This window comes from Pseudaminobacter soli (ex Li et al. 2025) (assembly GCF_003012705.1).
Classification (GTDB): Bacteria; Pseudomonadota; Alphaproteobacteria; order Rhizobiales; family Rhizobiaceae; genus Pseudaminobacter; species Pseudaminobacter soli.
In genome coordinates this window covers 46,367-68,203 of record NZ_PXYL01000021.1, presented here as the reverse complement: position 1 = coordinate 68,203, position 21,837 = coordinate 46,367, and the positions used below count along the sequence as shown (strand labels likewise).

The window sequence follows — 21,837 nt, the reverse complement described above, 5'->3', positions numbered from 1 at the left end:
CGTTTAGGTAAATCTTGCGGTCCTTCGACCGCCCGTTCGATGCGCTTGCCTGGGTTTGTTCGCCTCCGCATTCGCGCGGCCAGCCACACCCTGGGCCCGGACTTGGGGATTCATCATCCAGCAGCGCCACCGCAGCGCCACCAGCCCGGACATCGTCGGCCCCCACGCTCATCCGGTTCATGACCCGTGTTCCCGGTGAGGCCGATGGGGAGGATTATGGGGGAGGCGCGAATGTGGGGGATGAAAGGGGGAGCGAATTTCTTTCGGTGTAAATGATTTCAGATGGTTAGCTCGGATGGCATTCGGAATTCATCCTCGTCCCGGGTCATGAACCTTTCCACTCCGCTCTTGGGCGCCGTCCCCCTCTCCGTCGCGCTACGCGCGCCACCTCTCCCCGCAAGCGGGGCGAGGAACCGGCACCCGCTAAAGTCGCGGCGTCACAGGACTTGGGTTCCTCGCCCCCATGAAATGGGGGAGAGGTGGCGCGCGAAGCGCGACGGAGAGGGGGTGTGCCGCCGCGGAGCGTGATGTTCGCGCGTATTCTGCACCGCCGTGGCAGCGTTGGCCGACCGGCATGAACCCTCGGGTCAAGCCCGTGTTTTTACCGAGACCGACAAACGGGATGAAGCGGCATCGGGCGTGGGTTGGTAGCCGGGTCTTCCGGTGCGGTCGATCCAGTCGAGGATGGTGCCAAGCTCGCCATGCAGGGTGATGCTGTAGCTGCCGTGGGTCTCGCCGGGTGTGACGACGACGCGATCGATGATTTCACGCAGCGCGTCGGCCGCTTCGACGGCGTCGTCGGGATGACTGAGCGCGGCGGTCAGGCGCTCGATCCGGCGCCGATAGGTTTCGGCAATGCCGGGGTGGATGTCGGGCGTGTCCTGCGGCGCGTCCGACAGGCGGGCGGTGAGGCTGTCCTGCTTCGTCTCCAATTCGGTCAGGCGTGCGGACAGGGCGCGATGCCAGCCGCCTTGCTCGATGACCCGCACGATCTCGGCAATGGTCTTGATCGTCGCGGCCAGCTCGCGGCGGGTGGCGTCCTCGGTTTGGCGGCGCTGACGGTTGAGCCGGTTGGTTTCTTCGGTGTAGGCACGCATGGCTTCCGCCGCCATGTCCGGGGTCATCATGCGCTCGCGCAGTCCGGTCAGCACGCGGGTTTCCAGCGCCGTGCGGGCGATGCTGCGAGCATTGTCGCAGCCGTTGCCGAGCACATGGTTGCTACAGGCGAAGCGATCCTGGCCGCGCCGGGCGTAGGTGCCGCCGCAGCAGCCGCACACCACGAGGCCGGACAATAGCGTGCGCGGGCGATGGGTGGCGTTGAGGCCGCCGTTCTTCGCCATCATCGTCCGCGTGGCGGCGCGCGAGCTGTCGATCTGCTTTTGATAGAGCGCGGTCAACTCGTCCTGCCGCGCCTTGGCGGCGTCCCAAAGCTCCTGCGGCACGATGCGCAGCGCAGGAGCGTCCGACCGTATCCATTCGCTTTCGGGATTGAGCCGATAGGCATAGCGGCCGGTGTCGGGGTTCTTCAGCTTCTTCTGCCGGTTCCAGCGGATGACGCCGATGTAAAGCTCGCAGTTGAGGATGCCGGAACCGACTTTGCGGTTGCCGCGGATGGTGGCGTCGTTCCAGCGCTTGCCGGTCGGGCTGGCGATGCCGTCGCGGTTGAGGCCGGCGGCGATGCGCTGCGGTCCCTTGCCGGCAACGTACTCGCGGAAGATCCGCCGCACGATCTCGGCCTGTTCTTCGATGATCTCGCGCTCGCCCCGGATCGGCTCGCCGCGCGCGCCGAGTTGGTGGACGACACGATAGCCATAGGCGTTGCCACCACCGATCTTGCCCGCCTCGACGCGGCCCCGGATGCCGCGATGGGTCTTGATGGCAAGGTCTTTCAGGAACAGCGCGTTCATGGTGCCTTTGAGGCCGACATGAAGCTCGTTGATCTCGCCTTCGGACAAGGTGACGATGGAGACGCCCGCGAAGCGCAGGCGCTTGAAGACGCCCGCCACGTCTTCCTGATCGCGGCTGATGCGGTCCAGCGCCTCGGACAGCACGATGTCGAAGCGGCCGGCCTGGGCGCCGGCCAGCAGCGACTGGATGCCGGAGCGGATGAGCGACGCGCCGGAGATGGCGCGGTCGGAATAGGTTTCCGCGACGGTCCAGCCCTCGCGGGCGGCGCGTTCGCGGCACTGGCGCAACTGGTCCTCGATGGACGCGTCACGCTGGTTGTCGGAAGAATAACGGGCATAGAGCGCAACGCGCGGCATCGGGGCGTTCCTTTCACTCCTGGTCGGCCCCGTCCTCCGTGCTTTCGGAACGGTTGGGCCGGTTGTCGTTGGCGGCGCTGCGCCGCTCGAAATCCTCACGCGCCATGCGGCGCCCTACGATGCGGGCCAGCGTCAGTGCCGCCCGGTCAATCTTGAGCCAGGTCGCCGCGTTCGGCTTCCCGGCATTCGGCTCGCCAAGCGGGCTGCTATTGTCGTTGGCCGGCCTGAACCGTTCCGGCCGTGGTTCGCTGTCGTCCGCCATGCCGCTTCCTGCATTGTTTTCGAGGCGAGCAGGCATGAAGCGGCACGGGATTCAGGCTGGGAAGAACTATATCCTCATTGGGCAGCATTGGCGAAGCGTAGGCGGCACATCGGACGGGTTGTTCATGGCAGGCGGCCTGATCAAGCCGCTTGCAAAGCCTTCTGAACGGCCGGCGGAGCGCGGTCGATCGCCAGACCATAAACGCTGCTCGGTCGTTCCGGCCGGCGCGCCCTATCTTTCCGATGGCGCAGCGTGGTCACCGAAAAGCCGAATCTGCCCGCAACTGAGCGCATGACTTTCTCCTCCTGAATGCGTCTGCCAGCAACGCCCGCTCGTCGTCGCATATGAGTTTGTGGGTCGCCGCCATATCCCAAATGGATCGGGAAGCGGCCCCGTCCTGCTTCCCGGAGCCGCGCGAGCGGTGGGTTGGAAGGGGAAAGCAGGCTTCGCGGGGGTCCGCCTGCACGGAACGCCGCGTCAGGGCGTGAAGGAAGGTGGGCGGAAGCCTGTTTGGGGAAGAGAAGGGCAAAGCCCTCGGCCCTCTCTACAGATAGGACATTCGCGCGAATGTGCGTCATGTCCCGGCTGAAAGCCGGTTGCACGAAGGATCGTCGCGCCTTAGGTGCGGAAACCCGTCAGGGGTTCCGTAGAGCTTTGGCGGAAGCCGAAGCGGACCAGCCTGGCCCAAAGGGCGTGCCGTACGAGAACGGCGTCCCTCTTCGAAGCCTCGAGTGAGAAGCGATCACCAACTCAGATTATGGCGCCCCTCCCAAGGGGGGTCAAATCCCTCCCCCTCCGCCATCCTACGCTGGAGCACACAGTCGTGCCTGCGCGTCCGACCGACTACCAGCACTGCGGCGGTGTACATTTCTGGTCGCGTCGGAGCCGTGGCTCAGCTCCGAAACCAAATCGCCGAGAAGAGGAGCGGGAAGCTGTCCATTAGCCAGTCGTCCCAATTATCGGGTTCCGCATTAATTCGCCGGGCGTCCGGCTCCGCGTCCGCTGCATGGTTGAGGACGCGGCTCTTTTCAATATCCGCATGCCCTCCCAGGGCATCCTGAATTCCCCGGCAATTGACAGATATCGGCGCTAAAGGGTCCTTTCGTGCGGATGCGGTAATCGACAGGGTTCGTGAGGTGCTCGTTCACGCTGTCTCCAGAGCGTCGGAGTAAGCCCGGTCACTCGCAAAAACTCACGATTGAAATTTGACTTGCTGATGAAGCCGGAGTCGAACATCACCCGCGTGACGGGAGCATCCGTCGAGGCAAGCAGGCGACACGCCTCCCTAATCCGATGGTCGTTTACGTATTGTGAGACGCTCATTTTGTGGATGCGGTTGATGGCGAGCGAAACGCGCCGCGCAGGTAGATTGAGCTTCCTTGCGATACGACCGAGGTTGAGCTCGGTGTCCGTATAAAGGCGCTTCGATTGCATCAGCTCATTCACCGATACCGCGACGGCGGCATCTTCCTCGGTGGCTTGCGGTTCCACAACGCCATGAGGCAAGGCTTCCGCTCGATCATCATGACCGCGGCTGAAACTGGCGACCGAGGCCGCACCTCCAAGGACCAGCAACGAGACCACATTCCCAATTGCAACTACGGCCCCCGAATGCGTGCCCCCGTTCCATGCGAAATCAAAGCTGATGATAACATCCGTGGCGGCAGAGGCGACGAGCGCAATTCCGGTGATCAGAAGTGACCGATAGGAAAGAACGACACCATCGATGCGCGACACGACCAACGCGTCGGGGCCGCGTCGTGCCAGCCACAAGAGTGCTGCACCATATGATAGAAAGACAAGCGTGATCACGATTCCGATCGGCTCCCGCCAGGCTATCAGAAGCGCGATAACCAGTATCGCCGGCAAAAGATGCTGCCAGCCTGCGATCTCTGACGAGGCCGCTTCCTCGATGGTGAGGCTTCTGAAACTTATCCAGGCCAGGGGCGCAATCAGCGTCGCCAGGATGGACTGCAGCGGTAGAATCTCCCGGAAATCGTAACCCCACCGCACTCCGATCAACACAGATTGGAGCGCATAGGCTCCGATGAGCAGTATGAAAAGGCGATTGTCCCAAATTCCCTGCTCGCTATGTCGTAACAGCCGCACGAGCAGAATGACGAGGAGAAGGGCGACAACAAATGGCAACGGAACAAAGATCATCAAAGGGTCCATGGTGACGCCGACGGGAATGGGGGCCAGAATGTGCCTTATCGCGATCCCGGTCGACCCAGATCGTGATCTAGGTCGCGACAATCGTTCGCTTTGATCATCGTTCCAGGGCTGGCCGCCTTCGGCCCAGGACATGATCGGAGCCTCGAAATGAAAAACGGACTGTTTGCCTTTGTGTCTTTAATCGGCATCGGCTCATCCCCGCCAGCCTATGCTGACATGCCCGAAAACGTCCTGGACGCTTCTAGCGTGACCGCCATTGCGATCTCTGGGAATGCGAGTTCCGTTCACCTCACCACATTGTCGGGGTCGCCGTACACAGCCTCTATCGGCAGTCGAAGATCGGGATGGTTTTCGGGTTGGTATTCCAGCTGGTTTTTCAGCGATTGCCGAACAGGCGGCGAAATGAGGGTTGATAAAGGGACCCTGTATATTGATGTCGCGCCATCGCCGTGGATGGACCTGTCCGACTGTACCGTTGAGATCAGCGCAAATGTACCCAACGGCAATTCAGTCTCAATAGTCCAAATGGCGACCTTGGCAAAGCTGAACGGCGATTTTTCCTCGGTGACAATTGCGAGCAACGCGGGGGATGTCGCCCTCGATGGTCACGCAACAAGCGTTGCTGTGAAGGGCGAGGCCATTAAAGCCCGCATCGAACTCGATAGAATCGAGAAAAACGAGAATATCGATTTCGATGTAAGGGCCCTGGATGTCTATCTCGGCTTTGGCCAGAATGTTCCGATCAGCTACACGATTGCGGCCGAAAAGTCTTTCGTTGACAGTTCTCTTTCCGACACTCCGGGGTCAAAGCCGGCGATAAGCATCAAGGGGAGTTACGTTCGGGCAACAATGCGGTGATTTGCGTGTTGCGTTTCGAATGCCGGGTAAGGCAATCCGCCGTGCCCTCAGATGAAAATGCAACCGAGGACTTCCCGCCGCATCATTTGAAATCCCTAGTCCCTGGCGGGCTGGCTATATTGACTGTGCGTCACATTAATCTTCACGGGTTTCAAGGATGCCGACATGGGCTGGCGCACTGATCAGGTATCCGAGGAAGCGCAACGGGGATTTCCGACCCTGACGGAAGTCCCAGGTCCGTTTCTGGCAGGCGCGATAGCCACGGCCTTCACGCTGTGGCCGCTACTGATGGCGTCAATCAAAAGTCGGCTACGCGGATTCAGTCGTGATCCTACAACCACCGATTATTCTGAAAGGCCGCTTCCGACCGCATTGTGGACATTCGCTATCAAGACACGAAATCCCAATAGCGGGCATTGGTCGGCTCAAACCAATGTGTATGGCGCCGGTCGAAATATCTACGTCAAGTGATCAAACGCGGATGTGGTCTATCTCACTCGCGTCAGGCCATCTCTTGGGGTTTTACACAGACAGTAAGCAACCTTTAGGATGTTCTCGCGATTGCGATTCGTCTTATCTTAGAGCATGTTGAGGTACATAGGGGGCTTTGGAACATGGCGCTGATTGAAGCTGCCGAGTTGTCTGAGGGTGTTGCAAACCTTGATTCGCTTATTTCAGAGGTCAACGGCTCCCCCCACGATTGGAACGAGGCGGAAACTCGTTTCCGGATTATTGATCGACTTATAATCGAATGCCTAGGATGGGCTCCGTCCGCGCTCAAACTTGAAACTCCTCATGCTCGAGAATACACAGACTATGAATTAGGGACGCCAGTAGCTTCCATTTGGGAAGCAAAAAGAGAAGGGAAGCAGTTCGAAATCCCACGTCGGACATCAAATGCAGTGCTGCATAACTTAGCATCTGTGATGCTCTGCTCCGCTGATTGTTCAGATGCGATCACTCAGGTGAATAACTACTGCCTCTTGCGCGGCGTATCCCTGGCCGTTGCAACTAACGGACATCAGATAGTTGCCTTCCGCGCGGAGCCAAATCTAAATAGTAGAACTAAAGCCAAGTGCCTGCTGTTTGACAGCCTAGAGCATCTTCGCATGTCCTTTTCTCGCGCTTGGCAAACGCTCTCGCCTCAAGCTGTCGCTTCAGGTGCGCTTTTCAAGCTGCTGGAGAAGAGTGGCGCACCCAAACCTCCAGAGAAGCTGTCGGCGATGATTCCAAATTATCCGCAGTTCCGTGAGCCGACAGATTTACAACGTTCTATGGCAGATATTGCAGAACTTGTGTTGTTGAGCATCGAGGAGCAACCCGAGCTTGAGAAGAAGTTCTACGAGGATTGCTACTGCGAAAGCGGCGCGTTGGGCCAACACGCGCTCATAAGCAAACAGATGCTGGCAGCGCGTTATGCATCGCTGTTTCCGGATGCGGAAGATGCTGCAGGGCCGCAACCAGTGTCAGGCAAGGGCGGGAAACCGCAATTGACCCCGGCCATCCTTGCGGAGGCAATTTCCAACCGCCCAATTGCGTTGGTAGGCGATGTCGGCGTTGGAAAATCGTCGTTTCTAAAGCATCTTATGTACGTCAGTGCTTTTGCGGAATTTCAACACGCCATCTACGCGTATGTGAACCTTGGAAGAAAAGGCGCACTTACAGAGTCGCTGACAGAACTCGTACTCGACCAAATTGAGGAGTCGCTTCTCGCAAATTACGGAATCGATGTCATGAAAAGTGATTTCGTGAAGTCGATGTATAAAAAAGAAATTCGGCGATTTGAGGGGGGAATTTGGGGCGACCTGCGTGAAACAGACCCGGGCAAGTTCCAAGAAAAACTATTGGAAATGCTCGGAGAAAAGCAGGCGAAGAGGGCGGACCACCTCAGGCTAGCAATAGAGTATCTGTCCAAGGAGAAAAGAAAGCAGATTATCATCGCACTGGATAATGCTGACCAACGTAGCTTTGATGTACAACAGGAAGCCTTTGTAATCGCTCAAAATCTAGCTGCCGATTGGCGAGCTACTGTTTTCATATCCGTTCGTCCAAGGACATTCTTTCTGTCGAAGCGATCAGGAACTCTGGCAGCATACCCACACCGGATATTCACAATCGCGCCGCCTCGTGTTGACGAAGTTCTGGAGAAGCGGCTTGTGTTCGCTTTGGACATCGCTGAAGGAAAAATCCAGCTTGAAAGACTTAAAGCCGTCTCGTTCAGGCTGGGCAACATCGCTACGCTTATTAGGGTGCTTCTAGGATCAATCGATCGGTTAGACCCAGTGAAGATTTTTCTTGAAAATATCACTGATGGCAATGTTCGAGAACTGATCCAGTTCGTAAGTAGAATGTTCGGAAATCCTAACGTGGATTTACATTCTTCGGTAAGGGCTCTCGCTGATACCGCTGACTATATTATTCCTCTGCACGATTTTTGGAAGGTTGCAATCCAAGGAGACTACCAATACTACGATCCGGAGAAAGCGCTCGCGGCCAACTTGTTTGATGTAACCACTAACGATCGTAGGGAACATTTTACATTACCATTGATTTTAGGGCTTCTAGACGAAAAGAGCCCGCGTCGCTCTTCTGAAGGCTTTGTAAATTACAATGACGTCGTAGGCGCGCTGCAGGAGCTGGGCATCAAGCCTATCGCCGTAGAAGAGGCAATTCGTCGTGCTAACAACAAGAAGTTAATAGAAGCGCCAGAGCGAGTTACCTTCGAGGAAGACCAAGGTGGTCTATTCGGTAGCATGCCAACGGCCTTTCGGCTCAATACCATTGGCGCCTACCATCTTAAAATTTGGATGACTACGTTCAATTATCTAGATGCGATGTGCGTTGACACTCCCATATTCGATGAGGTCACTAGTTTAGACATAAAAGAAAAAATCAGATCACTATCCCTCAGCGATCGTTATGAGCGTGCGGTCAAACTTAGAGATTATCTCAGCAATATTTGGACAAGCTTCGAACAAATTCCTTCTTTTTTTGATTGGGAAGCCCTGTGTCGATCGTCCGAGGAGTCATTTCACCGCGTCGCAGTTAGCATAAGTAGGCGAACTTCATATTGAGCGGGAGGTATCGCTTCGTGGCCTTCCAGTACCAAACCCGCCAATCGTCGATTGTCCGCTTCCCGATGGACACGTCGAGAAGCGGCCGGTCAGCTTCCCACCCATTTCAGACGCTCGTGTGCATGCCGACGCATTGTTCAACCCGAGAGTCATGCGCTCATTGACCAGGCTAAGCGCCAGACGGCATTAGGGGTGACACCGAGCTGCTTGAATTCGCTCTCGCAAATGTTGCGCTCGAGGACAATTTCCCCGCGACCGTGAACAAGCTCTCGGCAACCATCGATCCAGACATCAAGCTCGGCCTCTGATTGAGGCTTCAGACCGCCACGCTAGCCACCTCTGTCCAGTGCACCGTTCTTGATCGCTGCCACTCGGATTCTGGGAGTTCGGCGCGCTTGGTCGGCGAGCCGCAGATTGTAGTTTGTAAGTGTCGGTTCGAGCGGAACGGAAGGCTTTAACCATATTTTCGGATTTTTCGGTCATGGTTAAGCAGGTCCCGCGGCCGCGCCTCGGCTTTCGAACAGAACCAGCGCTCCCCATCTGAACAGAAAAAGCGCGACAAACTCATTCCGGATGTCCCGAGAGGATTGCCTGCTCCGGGACCACCTGATAATTGCCAGGCCCTCTTCTGATCCCTTTGACCTTGGAGCCGTGGCATGGGAGTCCTACCGAAGTCGGACAAGTAGGCCGCAACAACGTTTTTTTTTGTTGTTGCGGCATCTGTCGAACCGATCCCAGCCCACGCTGACAGGCAGATCGCCGCCAAGTGCTTCTCATTTGTGCGGATGCCTTATCATGTCTCCAAAGCCCCCAATATGGGCCTATTCTCTGCCGACAGCGCTGTTGCTGATGGCACCCTTCGATATTCTCGCGTCGCTGGCGATGGATATCTATCTTCCCATCGTTCCGGCCATGCCAGGCATACTCGGCACCAGTCAGGCAACCGTCCAGCTCACGTTGAGCCTCTACATGGTCATGCTCGGTCTCGGCCAGATTATCTTTGGGCCGATCTCCGATCGCATCGGGCGGCGGCCAGTCCTGATCGGCGGCGCAATACTGTTTGCAGCAACATCGTTCGGTCTTGCCGCATCCTCAACCGCCATCCCATTCGTCGCCTTTCGCTTCCTGCAAGCGGTCGGGGCGTCGGCTGCCATGGTGGCTACCTTCGCAACGGTCCGCGATGTGTATGCCGACCGCCCGGAAGGCGCGATCATCTACAGCCTGTTTGGCTCCATGCTGGCCTTCGTGCCCGCCTTGGGCCCGATTGCTGGGGCACTGCTCGCGGACGGCTACGGATGGCCCTCCATATTCGTCATGCTGGGCGCTCTTGCCGTTCTCGCGGTCTTGAATGCCCTGTCGCGATGGCACGAAACCCGGCCGACGGCTGCAGTCATGGCACGACGCTCGTTCCTGCCCGTTCTTCGCAGCCTTGCGTTCTGGACCTATACCCTTGGGTTCAGCGCCGCCACGGGGACGTTCTTCGTGTTCTTCTCGACCGCGCCCCGCGTCCTCATCGACAGCGCAGGCTACTCAGAGTTGGAGTTCAGTTTCGCCTTTGCGACGGCAGCGGTCGTGATGATCGTCATGACACGCTTCGCCAAACGGTTTGTTGTGCGATGGGGGAACTCTGGTTGTCTCTCGAGAGGCATGGCGATGCTGCTCCTGGGTGTGGTGCTCCTCAGTATCGGCCAGGTCTTCGGAACCCCATCCCTTTGGACGTTCATCGCTCCCATGTGGGTGATGGCGGTCGGCATCGTCTTCACCGTGTCGGTGACCGCGAATGGTGCCCTGGAAAAGTTCGGGGACATCGCCGGGTCGGCGGTAGCTCTGCATTTCTGCGTGCAGAGCCTCATCGTGAGCGTCGGCGGAACGCTGGCCGTGATCTGGTTGCAAGGCGACACGGCGTGGCCGCTTGTGGCCTTCTCTTCGATCATAGCCATCGTCGTCCTGATCGCGCTGGGATGGTTGCGTTCCCGAGGGTATACGCGAAATAGCTGAGCAATAGAGTGGACGGCGGATCATGTCCGCCGTCCCACATTCTGGTTAGGGGGCTACTAAACATAGGATCAACCCGCCGTTTTTGGGAAGACCGCAGCCTTTCGCGAACGACCGAGATCGGGTGCAAGCTGGCAAGCGCGTCGGCGGACTGAACATCCGCTTACATCACTTGGTCACCGAAAGCGGAAAGGCCCATCGCAGACGTTTGAGGGTGCCAATAGCACTGATAAGAATTCAAGAAATCCTCTGTGCTGGTTGTCACTAAATTCCCCAAACCTACGACAACGCGTTTGGTGAATTTAGTGATGCATTTTTCTCTTGAGCCGGACCCTGCGTCATACCGTAATGAAGATTCCCGAGGGAGTTTTCAATGCGCGGACGCGGTCAAGATCGTGGTCGCCATCCTATAGGATTGGCGATCCAGCGGTTGATGTCGGATTCATGCCAGCCGGCGCCGTTGGTGCTGATCTTGAGCTGGGCCGGAAAGCTGCCCTCGGCGATCTTGCGATAGATGGTGGACCGGGACAGCCCGGTGCGAGCAAGCACGGTTTTGAGACGGATGATACGCTCTGATTCGCGCATGGCCGGCTTGCCTCCTGCTGGCTGGTTCTGACAGTTGCTGAGACCAGACAGGACAGGCGGTTGCGGACGCGCAAGACGCAAAGTCTCGCCACGCGGCCATAGCGCAGAGACGGCGGCACATCGGACGGAGTCAGATTCCGATGCCCCGGCCCCTGCCAAGGTCGATGCCGTGCGTGAAGGCGAGTTCCGCGCCGAGGCGGCGGCCCGTTTCGAACGTGATGCCAAGTTGCTGCTTGCGGTTCGCAAGCAGGGATTCAAGCTGCGGATCGCGTTCGAGGCTCTTTGCCATATCGCCCATCTGCGCCCGCGTGGCCTTGTAACCGGACATGTCGCCGTCCCTGTACTGGCGCTGGCTGGTCTGGTCGAGTTTCTGCCAGCGTTCCACGAAGCGGTCGGCGCGGCGGCTGGGATTATTGGCCGGATCGGCATTCCGCCCGGTGCGGATTTCGGTTTCGAGTTGGAGCGCGCGCACAGCACTGGCGACTCGGCCGCCCGCCGTCTCGTGAACAAGCTCCGGGTTCTTGACATAGGCGGCTTCCGCATCGCGCCAGCCATAGGGCCGCACCTCCTCGAAGGCTTTGCGGGCGTCGTTCAGTTCGCGCATCTGTTCGGGGCTGCCCTTGCCGTCGGGATGACCGCCGCTGAGGATCGCATCCACCGCGCGGGCATGGCGTACAAGCGCCTGCGTGCGGGCCTGACGCAATGCGACTTCCGGGTCTTCCGCCACCTTCCTTTCCGGCGCATACGCATTGCGCTGCGTGGCGGCTCGCGCGGGCTGCGGCATGGAACTATCGGCCGGCGCGGCCTCTGCGGGCAGACGCAGGCCCTCGAACATGCCGCGTACCTTTTCCGGCACGATCTTTTTGACGATCTCGGCGACACGCTCGCGGAAGCTGATGCCGCGCCGCTCGGCGTAGTTCTGCGCCGGATCTCGCTGTTCGTAGTCCGTCGCCATGTCCTTGGCCCGGTCGCGCGACAGGGTGCGGACAAACCGGTCCTGATTGGCAAAATCGTCGCGGCCATAATGCAGGTCCGTGCCGTCGCGGTGGCGCGATAGGGCGACGTAGCTGCCGTGCGCGTCCATGCCCGGCGTCGCCAGCACATGGGTGCGGTCCACCGTCATCCCCTGCGCCTTGTGAATTGTGGCGGCATAGCCGTGGTCGATGCGATCGTAGTTCTTGAGGTCGAAAGCGACGGATCGGCCATCGTCGGTGCGCACCGAGATGGATTGCACGCTGACGCGTTCGATGGTGCCGAGCGTGCCGTTCTTGACGCCAAGGCCGCGCTCGTTTTGCAGGAACATGACGCGATCGCCGCTGGCGAAGGTTCTCGCGCCGCGCTCGACGGCGACGCGCACCTCGTCCCCCAGATCGCCCGCTGTCCGCATCCGCTCGCGTGCGCTCTCGTTGAGGGCGCGCACCTCGTCATTGGTGTGGGTGAGGATGATGCGGCTCTTGTCCGGTGAGGCCTGTCGCTCGCGGTCCCAGCGCTCGATCAGATTGCCGCGTGCCTGGTCGCGCGTTGCGGCGACATGCATCATGCCGTGGCCGTCATAGGCATGGATTGCAGCGCCGGTTCTGCCGGTCGCCAGATCGCGGGTGGCGTCGCGCTGCCAGTCCACGCGCTGGCGGCGGACCGCGCCGATTTCCGCGCCGCCGTGGTGGTCATGGAGCGAGCGGAAGGCCGCGCCCGCCTCGATCGACTGCAGCTGCTGCGGATCGCCGACCAGCACCACTTTTGCGCCAGCCTCAGCGGCATGGGACAACACGCGTTCCAACTGCCGCGTGCCGACCATGCCCGCCTCGTCGATGACCAGTACATCGCGCCTGGTGAGCCTGTCACGACCCTGCTGCCAGCCATGCTCCAGGCTGGCGATGGTGCGTGACGCAATGCCCGATCCGCCTTCGAGATTCTCCGCGGCAATGCCGGACAGCGCCACGCCCCGGACCTCGTAGCCCGCCGCCTGCCACGCCTCCCGCGCCACGCCCAGCATCGCGCTCTTGCCCGTTCCGGCATAGCCAACGACGAGCGACAGATCGCGGCCGTCCGTGACATGCGCCAGCGCATCGGCCTGCTCGCCGGAGAGGACAAGGCCGCGCGTCTCGGCGCGCGACCAAGCCGCGTCGCGGTGCGTGTCGTTGACCTCATGGCGTTTCCGTCCCGCCATCAGTTCGGCCGCGCGGTACAGGCGCTGTTCGGCCTCGATCATGGCGCGGGTCGTGAAGCGATGCTCGCCACGTCCATCCTTGCCGAGTTCGACCAGATCGGGCGAGCCGCGCATCGCGCCCATGACGTCGTTGAACTGGTCCAGCCCGTCGCTGTGCCGGTGAGCGAACTTCGCCATGTCGCGGCGCGTGAAGGTCGATTGCTGCTGCGTGATCGCGTCCAGTGCAAGATTGGGATCGGCGATGATCCGTTCGCCATTGTTGCGCGCGATTTCGCGGTGCAGTTCGGCGCGGTCGGCGACATTGGCAGCGTCGTCGATGCCTTCGCCCTCGATGCGCTGAGCGGGCGCGCCGATCTGGCTTTGCGGCTCCAGCGCGATACCCTGCGCTTCAAGGCTGCGATGGTCGATGCGCGCGTCGATGTCGAGTTCGGCCAGCCGCTCATTGGCGAGCCCGGCCCAGCGTTCGCGCCAGCGCTCGACCATTTCGGTGCGGTTCCAGTCCCGCACCTTCGGGCCGAACCCGGTCTCGTCCACGGCGCGTAGCGTGAGCATGACATGCGCATGGGGTTTCGGACTGCCGTCTTCGCCCACGTCCCAATGCACATTGAGATCGGCGACCATGCCCTGGTCGACGAACTCGGCCTGCACGAAGTCGCAGGCCAGCGCGATGCCTTGCGCCTCACTCATCTCGCGCGGCAGGGCGAATTCGACCTCGCGGGCGAGTTGCGCGTCCTTCCTTAGCTCGAATGCCTCGACATCGTTCCAGAGCCGTTCACGGTCGCGCCATGCCTCTGGCGCGTGCTCTGGCAGCAGCACCTCGGAATGGACGACGCCGCGCTTGGCGGAGAAGTCGTGGCTGCGGTCGAGCCGCTCGTCGCGCAGCCGCGAGGCCGAGCGGTAGGCGGCGGACGCCACTGCGCTGGAGCCAGCCGTGCGGCCAATGACCTTGACGTGAAGATGATAGATCGCCATCGCGACCGGATCATCTACACGGCAAAGCGCACGTCGGAACGACGTATAAGCGCGCCCTCCCTCGAAAAATTCTCGGGATGGACCGGGGCGTCCCATACCGTACCGGTGACATTACAGCCTTCCGCAAGGCGCTCAATTATCATCGCTGGATCGAGAACTTGAGATCGATTGGAGACGGCCATGCGCAAGCCACGCGACTATGATGCGGAACTGAAGGCGCTGGAAGACAAGGCGCGGGACCTGAAAACCCGCAAGGTGCAGCAGTTGGGCGAACTGGTGATCGCTACCGGAGCCGACAGCCTCAGCGCCGACGAACTGGCTGGCGCGCTGCTCGTACTGGCCGAGACGCAAGACGCCGGAAAGAGTGAGGCTTGGGCCAAGCGCGGCGCCGCATTCTTTCAAGGACGGTCGCGGCGATCTGCATCGACAACTGACCGCAACAACGACAGCGCTCAAACGCAACCCGGCGGCCCTCAACCGCTATCTGGCGGCGCGGGCACGACATGACATGCGTATGTGGCAGGTCGAGCGCCGCAAACGCACGCGACATCTGATCGAGTTGGGTGGTCTGGTCGTCAAAGCGGGGATCGTGGAACTCACCGGAGACGACCGCGCCACCATCCTTGGCGCGTTCATCTGGATCGCCGAAAAGCTCCAGACCGAGGACGGCGGACATGCGCGCGGCGTCTGGACAAAGCTGGGGAAGATGGCATTTGAGGCAGATAGTCCAGCAGACGCGCACAACAAGTCGCTGCGGCAGCACGCCGGAACATGACCGATCGCAGGCGGCGCGCAGACCTCAAATATCGCAGCGCTGCCGCGCCATCGCGCGGCTTGGCGCACGGATACGGTCATCTACTTAACTCAGAAGCCACTCGCCGCCGATATTCAATCCGTTACCTCTGACAGCTTCTTAATCGCTGATGAAGCATCAAAGCCGAGAATTTCAGCGAGTTTCATGAACTCCACAACATCGACACGCCGCTGCCCGCTTTCGAGGCGAGCCACGAACGATTGATACTGTCCGAGCCTCGTTGCTAACTCATTTTGAGTAAGGCCCGCCGCTTCACGTTTTTTGATAAGTAGTGCGATCAGAGCTTTATGCCGATCCGTCCCAAGTGTTTCGACCACTTCTTACCCCACCTGATTGTAGATGGGGGCTTCCCTTATATCTGATTTTCAGTTATCTTAAATTCAGATATTCGGCTGACGCCATTAATCGTTTGGCGGCACTCACTAACCACAACCTGCGCTGTTTAGGAGATTGGATCATGGCTGATTCCGACCGTAGCACGAGTTTGTTCTGCGTCACGCGGCGGATGGCGCTTGCGGGCTGGGTTGTTGGCGCGGGTGGGTGGGCGTTCGGCGGCGCGGTGTCGGCACGCGCAGGTGCGTCGGATGCGACCCCCGACCCGGCGCTGAGGCTGTGGCGGGACTGGGCGGCGGCGCATGCGCGGACACAGCAGGTTTGCAGGCGGCAACAGGCGCTAGAGTGCGCGCTTGCCGAGCGCGTCGACTTTGTCGACACGGTGGTCAGGGTGCCCGGCGGCGCAGAGACGGTGATCTGTTCGGTCGAAGCGCTCGACCGCCTCATCGGGACGCGGACGGACATGGTGGCGGTCCGCGCGCGGGCGGCGGCCGAGCTTGCGGCGCGGCAAGCCTCTTTCGAGGCCGCCGCGACCGAGATCGGTTACTTCGAAGGGCTGCGGGCCGAGCGTGCGGCGTTCGCGCAGGTCGAGGCGCTGCTCGAGGCGCTGGCGACGACGCCGGCCGTCTCGCTCGCTGGTGTCGCCGGCAAGCTCGATGCGGTGCTGTGCGAGGGCGAGGCGTGGGAAGACTGCGCGGCCTTTCCTTGGCCGCAGATCCGCGCGGCGCGCGACGACCTGTTTCGGATCGGCCGCCAGCTGACGCCGGGCGCGGCTTTCCCAGGCGATTAGGCGGTGCAGTTTTGCCGCCCCTACACTGTGCGACGACAGAGACACTGCAGCATCGAGCAGTTTCGTCGGATGGCTTCGTTGCAGGGGAGCCGTCGGCGAGAGCCGATCGAGGTCAAGGCGGAGTGGCGCTGCGACCTTGATCGGCTTTCCAGAGGTCCGGCTTAAACAGCAGGCCGGCGAGACGGCTTTGCGCCCAATCTAAGCCATTCAGCCCTGCTTTCGCTGATCGAGAAGCCCGGCCGTAGGTTCACATGATGGAATTTGGGATTAGAGTGGTCTGTAACTAGCTGAGCAATATCCGGTAACGTCCGGATTTGGTTGTCTACCATTCGCTCGGCAACAAGCCGAGCGAATGCCCGAATCCTCCGCCGCGGTCTACGGTAGGCCGACGTGGCTGAACCAAATTGGCTAGCGTAAGTAAGCGGCACAGGCTACTCTTCCAAAATGTCGGGCGGGGCTTCAAATTTTCATTTTCTGGAAGAGAGAGAGCCTCTGCTATTTCGGCTAGGGGTACTATGCGAAGCATACTTCACTGAAGACCCCAACACCGCTCAAATTGAGCTTCGCCAATTTTCTGAACATCTGGCGCAATTGACAGCGGCGCACTTTGGCATCGAAGTTTCCGCGCAAGATGCACAGGTCGAAGTCCTTAGGCGACTGAAGCTTGAATGCGGCATCCCGCGAGAGGTCTCGGACCTTTTCCACACCCTCCGGCTTGGCGGCAATCAGGCAGTGCATGAGATCAGAGGCGATCACGCATCTGCACTGGCAGGGCTGAAGATCGCGCGTCAGTTGTCAATTTGGTTCGTGCGGACCTTCTACGAGCCCAATCTGAAGTCTGCCCCCTTCTCGCCACCTCAATCGCCTGACGATATCTCGCGAGACGTTCTGGACAAACTCGAGCATCGGAGGCGCCAGCTTGAAGTATCGCAGACCGAAACAGAGAGGCTTCTCGGCGCACCGGATCAGGCGGAGCTTGCTCGGCGAACAGCTGCCGAGATTACCGAAGAGTCAAAGCACGAGCGTGCTGTCCTGGAACAGCTAGCGGAAGAAGCTAATCTCGCCCCGCAGGAATTGCAGAAGCAACTCGATGCGGCGGCCCATTTCGCCAAATCGGACAATGCGCCCCATACCGAAATCGTCACCGCGAACGCGCTACACGCAGCGGAGCTGATCGATCTCGATGAGGCAGATACACGGATACTGATCGATCAACAGCTTCGCAATGCCGGGTGGGAGGCGGACAGCGGGGACCTACGATACGCCAAGGGAGGCAGGCCGCTCAAAGGTCGCAACCGGGCAATTGCCGAATGGCCTACCAAGACGGGTCCTGCCGATTATGCGCTGTTCTGCGGACTGACGCTTATAGGCACGATCGAAGCGAAGCGCCGAAACCGTAATGTGATGGCGGTCCTGAGGCAAGCAGAGCGCTATGCATCCGACATTCACATGCAGGAAGCAGAGCTCGCTGAAGGTGGTCCCTGGCTGGAATACAAGGCCCCGTTTGCGTTCTCGACCAATGGTCGGCCCTACCTAAAACAAGTCGAGGCACTATCGGGAATCTGGCGGCGCGACTTGCGCGACCCGAAAAACATGGCAGAAGTCCTGACCGGATGGCCCTCCCCGCAGGGCATTCTCCAACGGCTGGCTGTTGATAAAGCCGCCGCTGCGCGTGAGTTGGCGACCCAGCCATTCGATTTTGGATTTGCCCTCCGCAATTATCAGAAAGCCGCAATCGAGGCGGTTGAGCGTGGGCTTGCAGAAAACAAGCGAGCGATGCTCGTCGCCATGGCCACCGGCACAGGCAAAACCAAGCTCGCAATTGCCATGCTCTACAGGTTGGTCTCGGCCAAGCGCTTCCGGCGCGTATGTTTTGTGGTGGATCGCAGCGCACTAGGCCGGCAGACAAAGGATGAGTTCACGACGACGAAAGTCGTAAGCGGTAAAGCCTTCACTGACATCTTCGGCCTCAAGGGCTTGGAAGATGTGAACCCGGACGATGACACTCGCATACATATTTGCACAATCCAAGGTCTGGTCCGCCGGGTCCTGTATGCGGAAAGCGCAGCCGAGGAACCGCCAATTGACCAATATGATCTGATGGTCGTCGACGAATGTCACAGAGGCTACCTGCTGGATCGCGAATTGTCGGAGAGCGACTTGAGCTTCCGCGACCAGGACGATTATGTCTCGAAGTATCGCCGAGTACTGGAGCATTTCGACGCGATGAAAATCGGACTTACGGCGACGCCGGCGCTCCACACCACCGAAATATTCGGACCGCCGATCTTCACCTACTCCTATCGGGAAGCGGTGGTCGACGGTTTCCTTAATGACCATGAACCGCCCATTCGGATCGCGACCAAGCTCTCGCAAGAGGGCATCCATTTTGGTCGCGAAGACTCGGTCGATTTCATCCACCCGACCAGCGGCCAAGTTGAAACGGTAACCCTGCCGGACGAGATTGATTTCGAAGTTGAGCAATTCAACAAGAGTGTGGTGACAGTGCCTTTCAACAAGGCGGTTGCGGAAGAGCTCGTCAAATACATAGACCCATCCGCCCCAGACAAGACGCTGATCTTTGCAGTGTCGAAGGCGCACGCGGACATTTTCGTGAAAGAGCTGAGGGAGGCTTTCCGTCACACCTATGGTCCCATGAAGGACGAGACCATTCAGCGGCTTACGGGCGATGTGGACAAGATCGACCGCCTAATCCTCTCGTTCCGCAATGACCCTATGCCCAAGGTAGCGGTGACAGTCGACCTCCTCACTACTGGCATCGACGTTCCGAAAATCACCAATCTCGTTTTCATGCGGCGCGTGAACAGTCGCATCCTCTATGAGCAAATGCTTGGACGCGCGACGCGCCTTTGCCCCGAAATCGGTAAAGAGAACTTCCGGATTTTCGACGCGGTCGATCTCTATCCCCATCTGGCCGATCTGACCGACATGAGGCCGGTCGTTGCCGACCCCAAGTTCACTTTGACGAGGCTCTTCGGAGAGCTGGTCGGTCCTGGCGGCGCTGACCACAAGAACCGTATTCGCGAGCAAATCGTCGTCCGTCTCCGCCGAAGACTGAAGAAGCTTACCATAGAGGCGCGCGCGAATTTCGAGAAGGAGGCCGGAGAAACGCCCGAAAGCTGCCTAGAGCGCTTCATCAATGGCGAAGCGATCGATCTGGCATCGTGGGCCGCGAAACATCCGAATTTGGGTCCGATCCTCGACTGGGCTAATGATGATGGAACGCCTCGATACGTCCCGATTTCAGAGCACGCCGATGAGGTCGTCAGTGTCACACACGGGTATGGTAGCGCCGAAAAGCCGGAAGATTTCCTGAATGCATTTTCCCGCTTCGTACGTGAGAATGTGAACAAGATCGCGGCCTTGAAGCTCGTCGTCCAACGTCCGCAAGAGCTCACCCGTTCGGAGCTTCGGAAACTGCGCCTGGAACTGGATGCGGCAGGCTTCACCGACAGTAAGATCCGCCGCGCCTGGGCTGATGCCAAGAATGAGGAGATTGCCGCCTCCATCATAGGATTTATCCGGCAGGCAGCGATCGGCGATCCGCTCGTGCCTTATAGAGACAGGGTCCGCCACGCAGTTCAAACCATCCTCCATCAGCGTGATTGGACCGAAGTCCAGCACAAGTGGATTAACCGGATTGGATCGCAGCTGGAGCTCGAGATTGTCGTCGATAGGGCTGCGTTCGATGCCGAGCCGTTCGCCGCGCAGGGCGGCTGGTCACGAATCGACCGTGCCTTTAATGGTAAGCTCGAACAGGTCGTTCGCGACATCAACGAACAAATATGGAAAGAGGCCGGGTAGTGAACGGACCAAGGGCGCGGGAAACCGTTCAAAAGCTATGGAACGCCAGCAAGAGCCTGCAAGGCGGCGGCGTCAGCTACTATGAATATGTGACGGAGCTCACCTATCTGCTCCTTCTAAAAATGCTCTCCGAGGTGAAGCGAGACGGCAAGCTCCTCGAAGAGCGCATACCCCCCGACTATCGTTGGAGTGCGCTGAAAAAGAAGGAAGGTGAGCCCCGGCTCATTTACTACCGCCAGCTGCTTGTCTCCCTTGGAGATCGCTCGAAGGTCAAGTTCGAGCTGGTCAATCAGGTCTTCACCGATGCGAAGACTTCGCTGACCAAAGCAACGGCTCTCACCTCGCTTATTACGGCCATTGATGCGGTCAATTGGTACGAGGCTGAAGAGGACGGCCTCGGCGATCTTTACGAAGGCTTGCTGGAGCGCACGACATCTGAACGCAAGTCGAAGGCAGGCCAGTATTTCACACCCAGGCCGCTAATCGAGACGATCATAAAGCTCGTTAAACCTGAACCAGGCGAGACGGTTCAGGACCCCGCCGCCGGAACCGGCGGATTCCTGATTGCAGCCCATCGCGAAATCTGTCGCCAGACGGACGACCTAATGGAGCTTTCGTCCAGTGCGGCCTTCTTCCAGCGCAACAACGCGTACAAGGGGGCAGAACTCATAATCGGCACTCACAGGCTCAATACAATGAATCTGCTGCTGCACGGCATAGAGCAGCCGATCGAACTGGCGGACGCGCTGACGAATGAGGGCGAGGACCTCGGTAAGGCCAATCTCATTCTTACCAATCCGCCGTTCAACAAGTTTCCCGAGCGGGTTGCGCGCGGCGACTTCTCGGTCACTGCGGGGGCGGCAAAGGGTCCTCTTCCCTTCATGGAGCACATCGTTCGGGCGCTCGAAGATGGTGGTCGCGCAGCGGTCGTTGTGCCGGACAACGTGCTGTTCGAAGACAATATGGGCCGTGAGCTGCGCACCTGGCTCATGAACCAGTGTAAGCTGCACACGATCCTGCGCCTGCCCACAGGTATTTTCTACGCCCAGGGCGTGAAAACGAATGTGATGTTCTTCACGAAGATTTCCGAAACGGCCGAGAATGCCACGACCGAGGTCTGGTTTTACGACATGCGCGCGCAGATGCCGAGCTTCGGCAAGACGCGCACGCTGACTGCGGACGATTTCGCTGACTTCATCGAAGCCTTTGGTGATGATCCGCTGGGCGGTGCAGAGCGCAAGGATCGGGGCGAGACAGAACGGTTCCGCAAGTTCACCCGCGAAGACATCGCCAGGCGCAACGACAACCTTGACATCTCTTGGCTGCGTGACAATGAGGAAGAAGTCGAAGAAGGGCTGACTGAACCAGAGGATATCGCAGCGGCCATACTTGGCCACCTGCGAGCGGCGCTACAGGAGATCGAGGCGGTCGAAGAGGAGCTCGCTACGATCGACGAGGTCGAAGCATGAGGGTCCCGATCTGGGGCCTATTGGCTTACGACTGAACTGGCGCCCATTGAGTTTCGGGTCGAGGACGACGCTACCGGAAAGGCAGGCGAGACAGGGGAAGACGTCTGTGAGAATAGCCGCTCTCGAACGTGCGCATGAAATTCGGAAGTTTGAGATTGAACTATATTGGAAGCGGGCAACCTACTTCTGGATTCTCCACGGCGCTGTCTTCACGGCGATCGGCGTGTGACGGCCTTTCCCCTCTCGTTCCAATG

The 21,837-nt window shown here is 59.4% G+C and carries 16 protein-coding genes; 9 read left to right on the top strand and 7 right to left on the bottom strand.

Features of this window, described 5'->3' with window-relative positions; genetic code table 11:
- The 4 genes from C7I85_RS31415 to C7I85_RS25955 form a co-directional block, all read right to left on the bottom strand.
- On the bottom strand, positions 1-181 hold a 181-nt coding region (locus C7I85_RS31415), incomplete at its 3' end, for a hypothetical protein (protein WP_210203083.1).
- 406 nt (positions 182-587) lie between these two features.
- Positions 588-2,264, bottom strand: a complete 1,677-nt coding sequence (locus C7I85_RS25970; protein WP_106726904.1) for a recombinase family protein — start codon at positions 2,262-2,264, stop codon at positions 588-590.
- A 13-nt stretch (positions 2,265-2,277) separates the two neighbouring features.
- Positions 2,278-2,526 (bottom strand): hypothetical protein, encoded by a 249-nt coding sequence (locus C7I85_RS25965; protein WP_106726903.1) that lies wholly within the window; start codon positions 2,524-2,526, stop codon positions 2,278-2,280.
- A gap of 1,089 nt (positions 2,527-3,615) precedes the next feature.
- The gene (locus C7I85_RS25955; RefSeq protein ID WP_245445112.1) at positions 3,616-4,833 is read right to left on the bottom strand and encodes a helix-turn-helix domain-containing protein; all 1,218 of its coding nucleotides are present in this window, start codon (positions 4,831-4,833) and stop codon (positions 3,616-3,618) included.
- Positions 4,834-4,848: 15 nt separating this feature from the next.
- Here C7I85_RS25955 and C7I85_RS30705 point away from each other — a divergent pair, with 15 nt between their 5' ends.
- The 4 genes from C7I85_RS30705 to cml all read left to right on the top strand — a co-directional run bounded on the left by C7I85_RS30705 (position 4,849) and on the right by cml (position 10,631).
- On the top strand, positions 4,849-5,559 hold the full coding sequence (locus C7I85_RS30705; RefSeq protein ID WP_146148967.1) for a hypothetical protein: 711 nt from the start codon (positions 4,849-4,851) through the stop codon (positions 5,557-5,559).
- Between the two features lie 165 nt (positions 5,560-5,724).
- A complete protein-coding gene (locus tag C7I85_RS30700; RefSeq protein WP_146148966.1) occupies positions 5,725-6,030 on the top strand; it encodes a hypothetical protein in 306 nt (101 codons plus the stop codon).
- A 143-nt stretch (positions 6,031-6,173) separates the two neighbouring features.
- Entirely contained in the window at positions 6,174-8,633 is a 2,460-nt protein-coding gene (locus tag C7I85_RS25945; protein WP_146148965.1) for a hypothetical protein, read from the top strand.
- Positions 8,634-9,428: 795 nt separating this feature from the next.
- Positions 9,429-10,631, top strand: coding sequence for a CmlA/FloR family chloramphenicol efflux MFS transporter (cml, locus tag C7I85_RS25940; protein ID WP_106726899.1), 1,203 nt, complete (start codon positions 9,429-9,431; stop codon positions 10,629-10,631).
- A 384-nt stretch (positions 10,632-11,015) separates the two neighbouring features.
- On the opposite strand, the gene C7I85_RS25935 is transcribed toward cml, so the two are convergent.
- Both C7I85_RS25935 and traA read right to left on the bottom strand, forming a co-directional pair.
- Complete coding sequence (locus tag C7I85_RS25935; protein WP_106726898.1) at positions 11,016-11,213, bottom strand: helix-turn-helix transcriptional regulator; 198 nt, start codon at positions 11,211-11,213, stop codon at positions 11,016-11,018.
- Positions 11,214-11,343: 130 nt separating this feature from the next.
- Positions 11,344-14,352: a Ti-type conjugative transfer relaxase TraA gene (gene traA / locus C7I85_RS25930; RefSeq protein WP_106726897.1), complete on the bottom strand. Its 3,009-nt coding sequence runs from the start codon at positions 14,350-14,352 to the stop codon at positions 11,344-11,346.
- Between the two features lie 180 nt (positions 14,353-14,532).
- On the opposite strand from traA, the gene C7I85_RS25925 reads away from it, so the two are divergent.
- Both C7I85_RS25925 and C7I85_RS25920 read left to right on the top strand, forming a co-directional pair.
- On the top strand, positions 14,533-14,859 hold the full coding sequence (locus C7I85_RS25925) for a conjugal transfer protein TraD (protein ID WP_181257397.1): 327 nt from the start codon (positions 14,533-14,535) through the stop codon (positions 14,857-14,859).
- A gap of 1 nt (position 14,860) precedes the next feature.
- Positions 14,861-15,127 (top strand): conjugal transfer protein TraD, encoded by a 267-nt coding sequence (locus C7I85_RS25920; protein WP_106726895.1) that lies wholly within the window; start codon positions 14,861-14,863, stop codon positions 15,125-15,127.
- Positions 15,128-15,240: 113 nt separating this feature from the next.
- On the opposite strand, the gene C7I85_RS25915 is transcribed toward C7I85_RS25920, so the two are convergent.
- Positions 15,241-15,483 carry a helix-turn-helix domain-containing protein gene (locus C7I85_RS25915; protein ID WP_106726894.1) on the bottom strand — a complete coding sequence of 81 codons (243 nt, stop codon included), beginning with the start codon at positions 15,481-15,483 and terminating at the stop codon, positions 15,241-15,243.
- Positions 15,484-15,623: 140 nt separating this feature from the next.
- Here C7I85_RS25915 and C7I85_RS25910 point away from each other — a divergent pair, with 140 nt between their 5' ends.
- From C7I85_RS25910 to C7I85_RS25900, 3 genes are all read left to right on the top strand, one after another.
- Positions 15,624-16,289, top strand: a complete 666-nt coding sequence (locus C7I85_RS25910; protein WP_106726893.1) for a hypothetical protein — start codon at positions 15,624-15,626, stop codon at positions 16,287-16,289.
- A gap of 444 nt (positions 16,290-16,733) precedes the next feature.
- Entirely contained in the window at positions 16,734-20,114 is a 3,381-nt protein-coding gene (hsdR, locus tag C7I85_RS25905) for a type I restriction-modification system endonuclease (RefSeq protein ID WP_106726892.1), read from the top strand.
- Entirely contained in the window at positions 20,114-21,583 is a 1,470-nt protein-coding gene (locus C7I85_RS25900; RefSeq protein WP_106726891.1) for an HsdM family class I SAM-dependent methyltransferase, read from the top strand. Before hsdR ends, C7I85_RS25900 begins: the two co-directional genes overlap by 1 nt.
- Positions 21,584-21,837 lie beyond the last annotated feature (254 nt).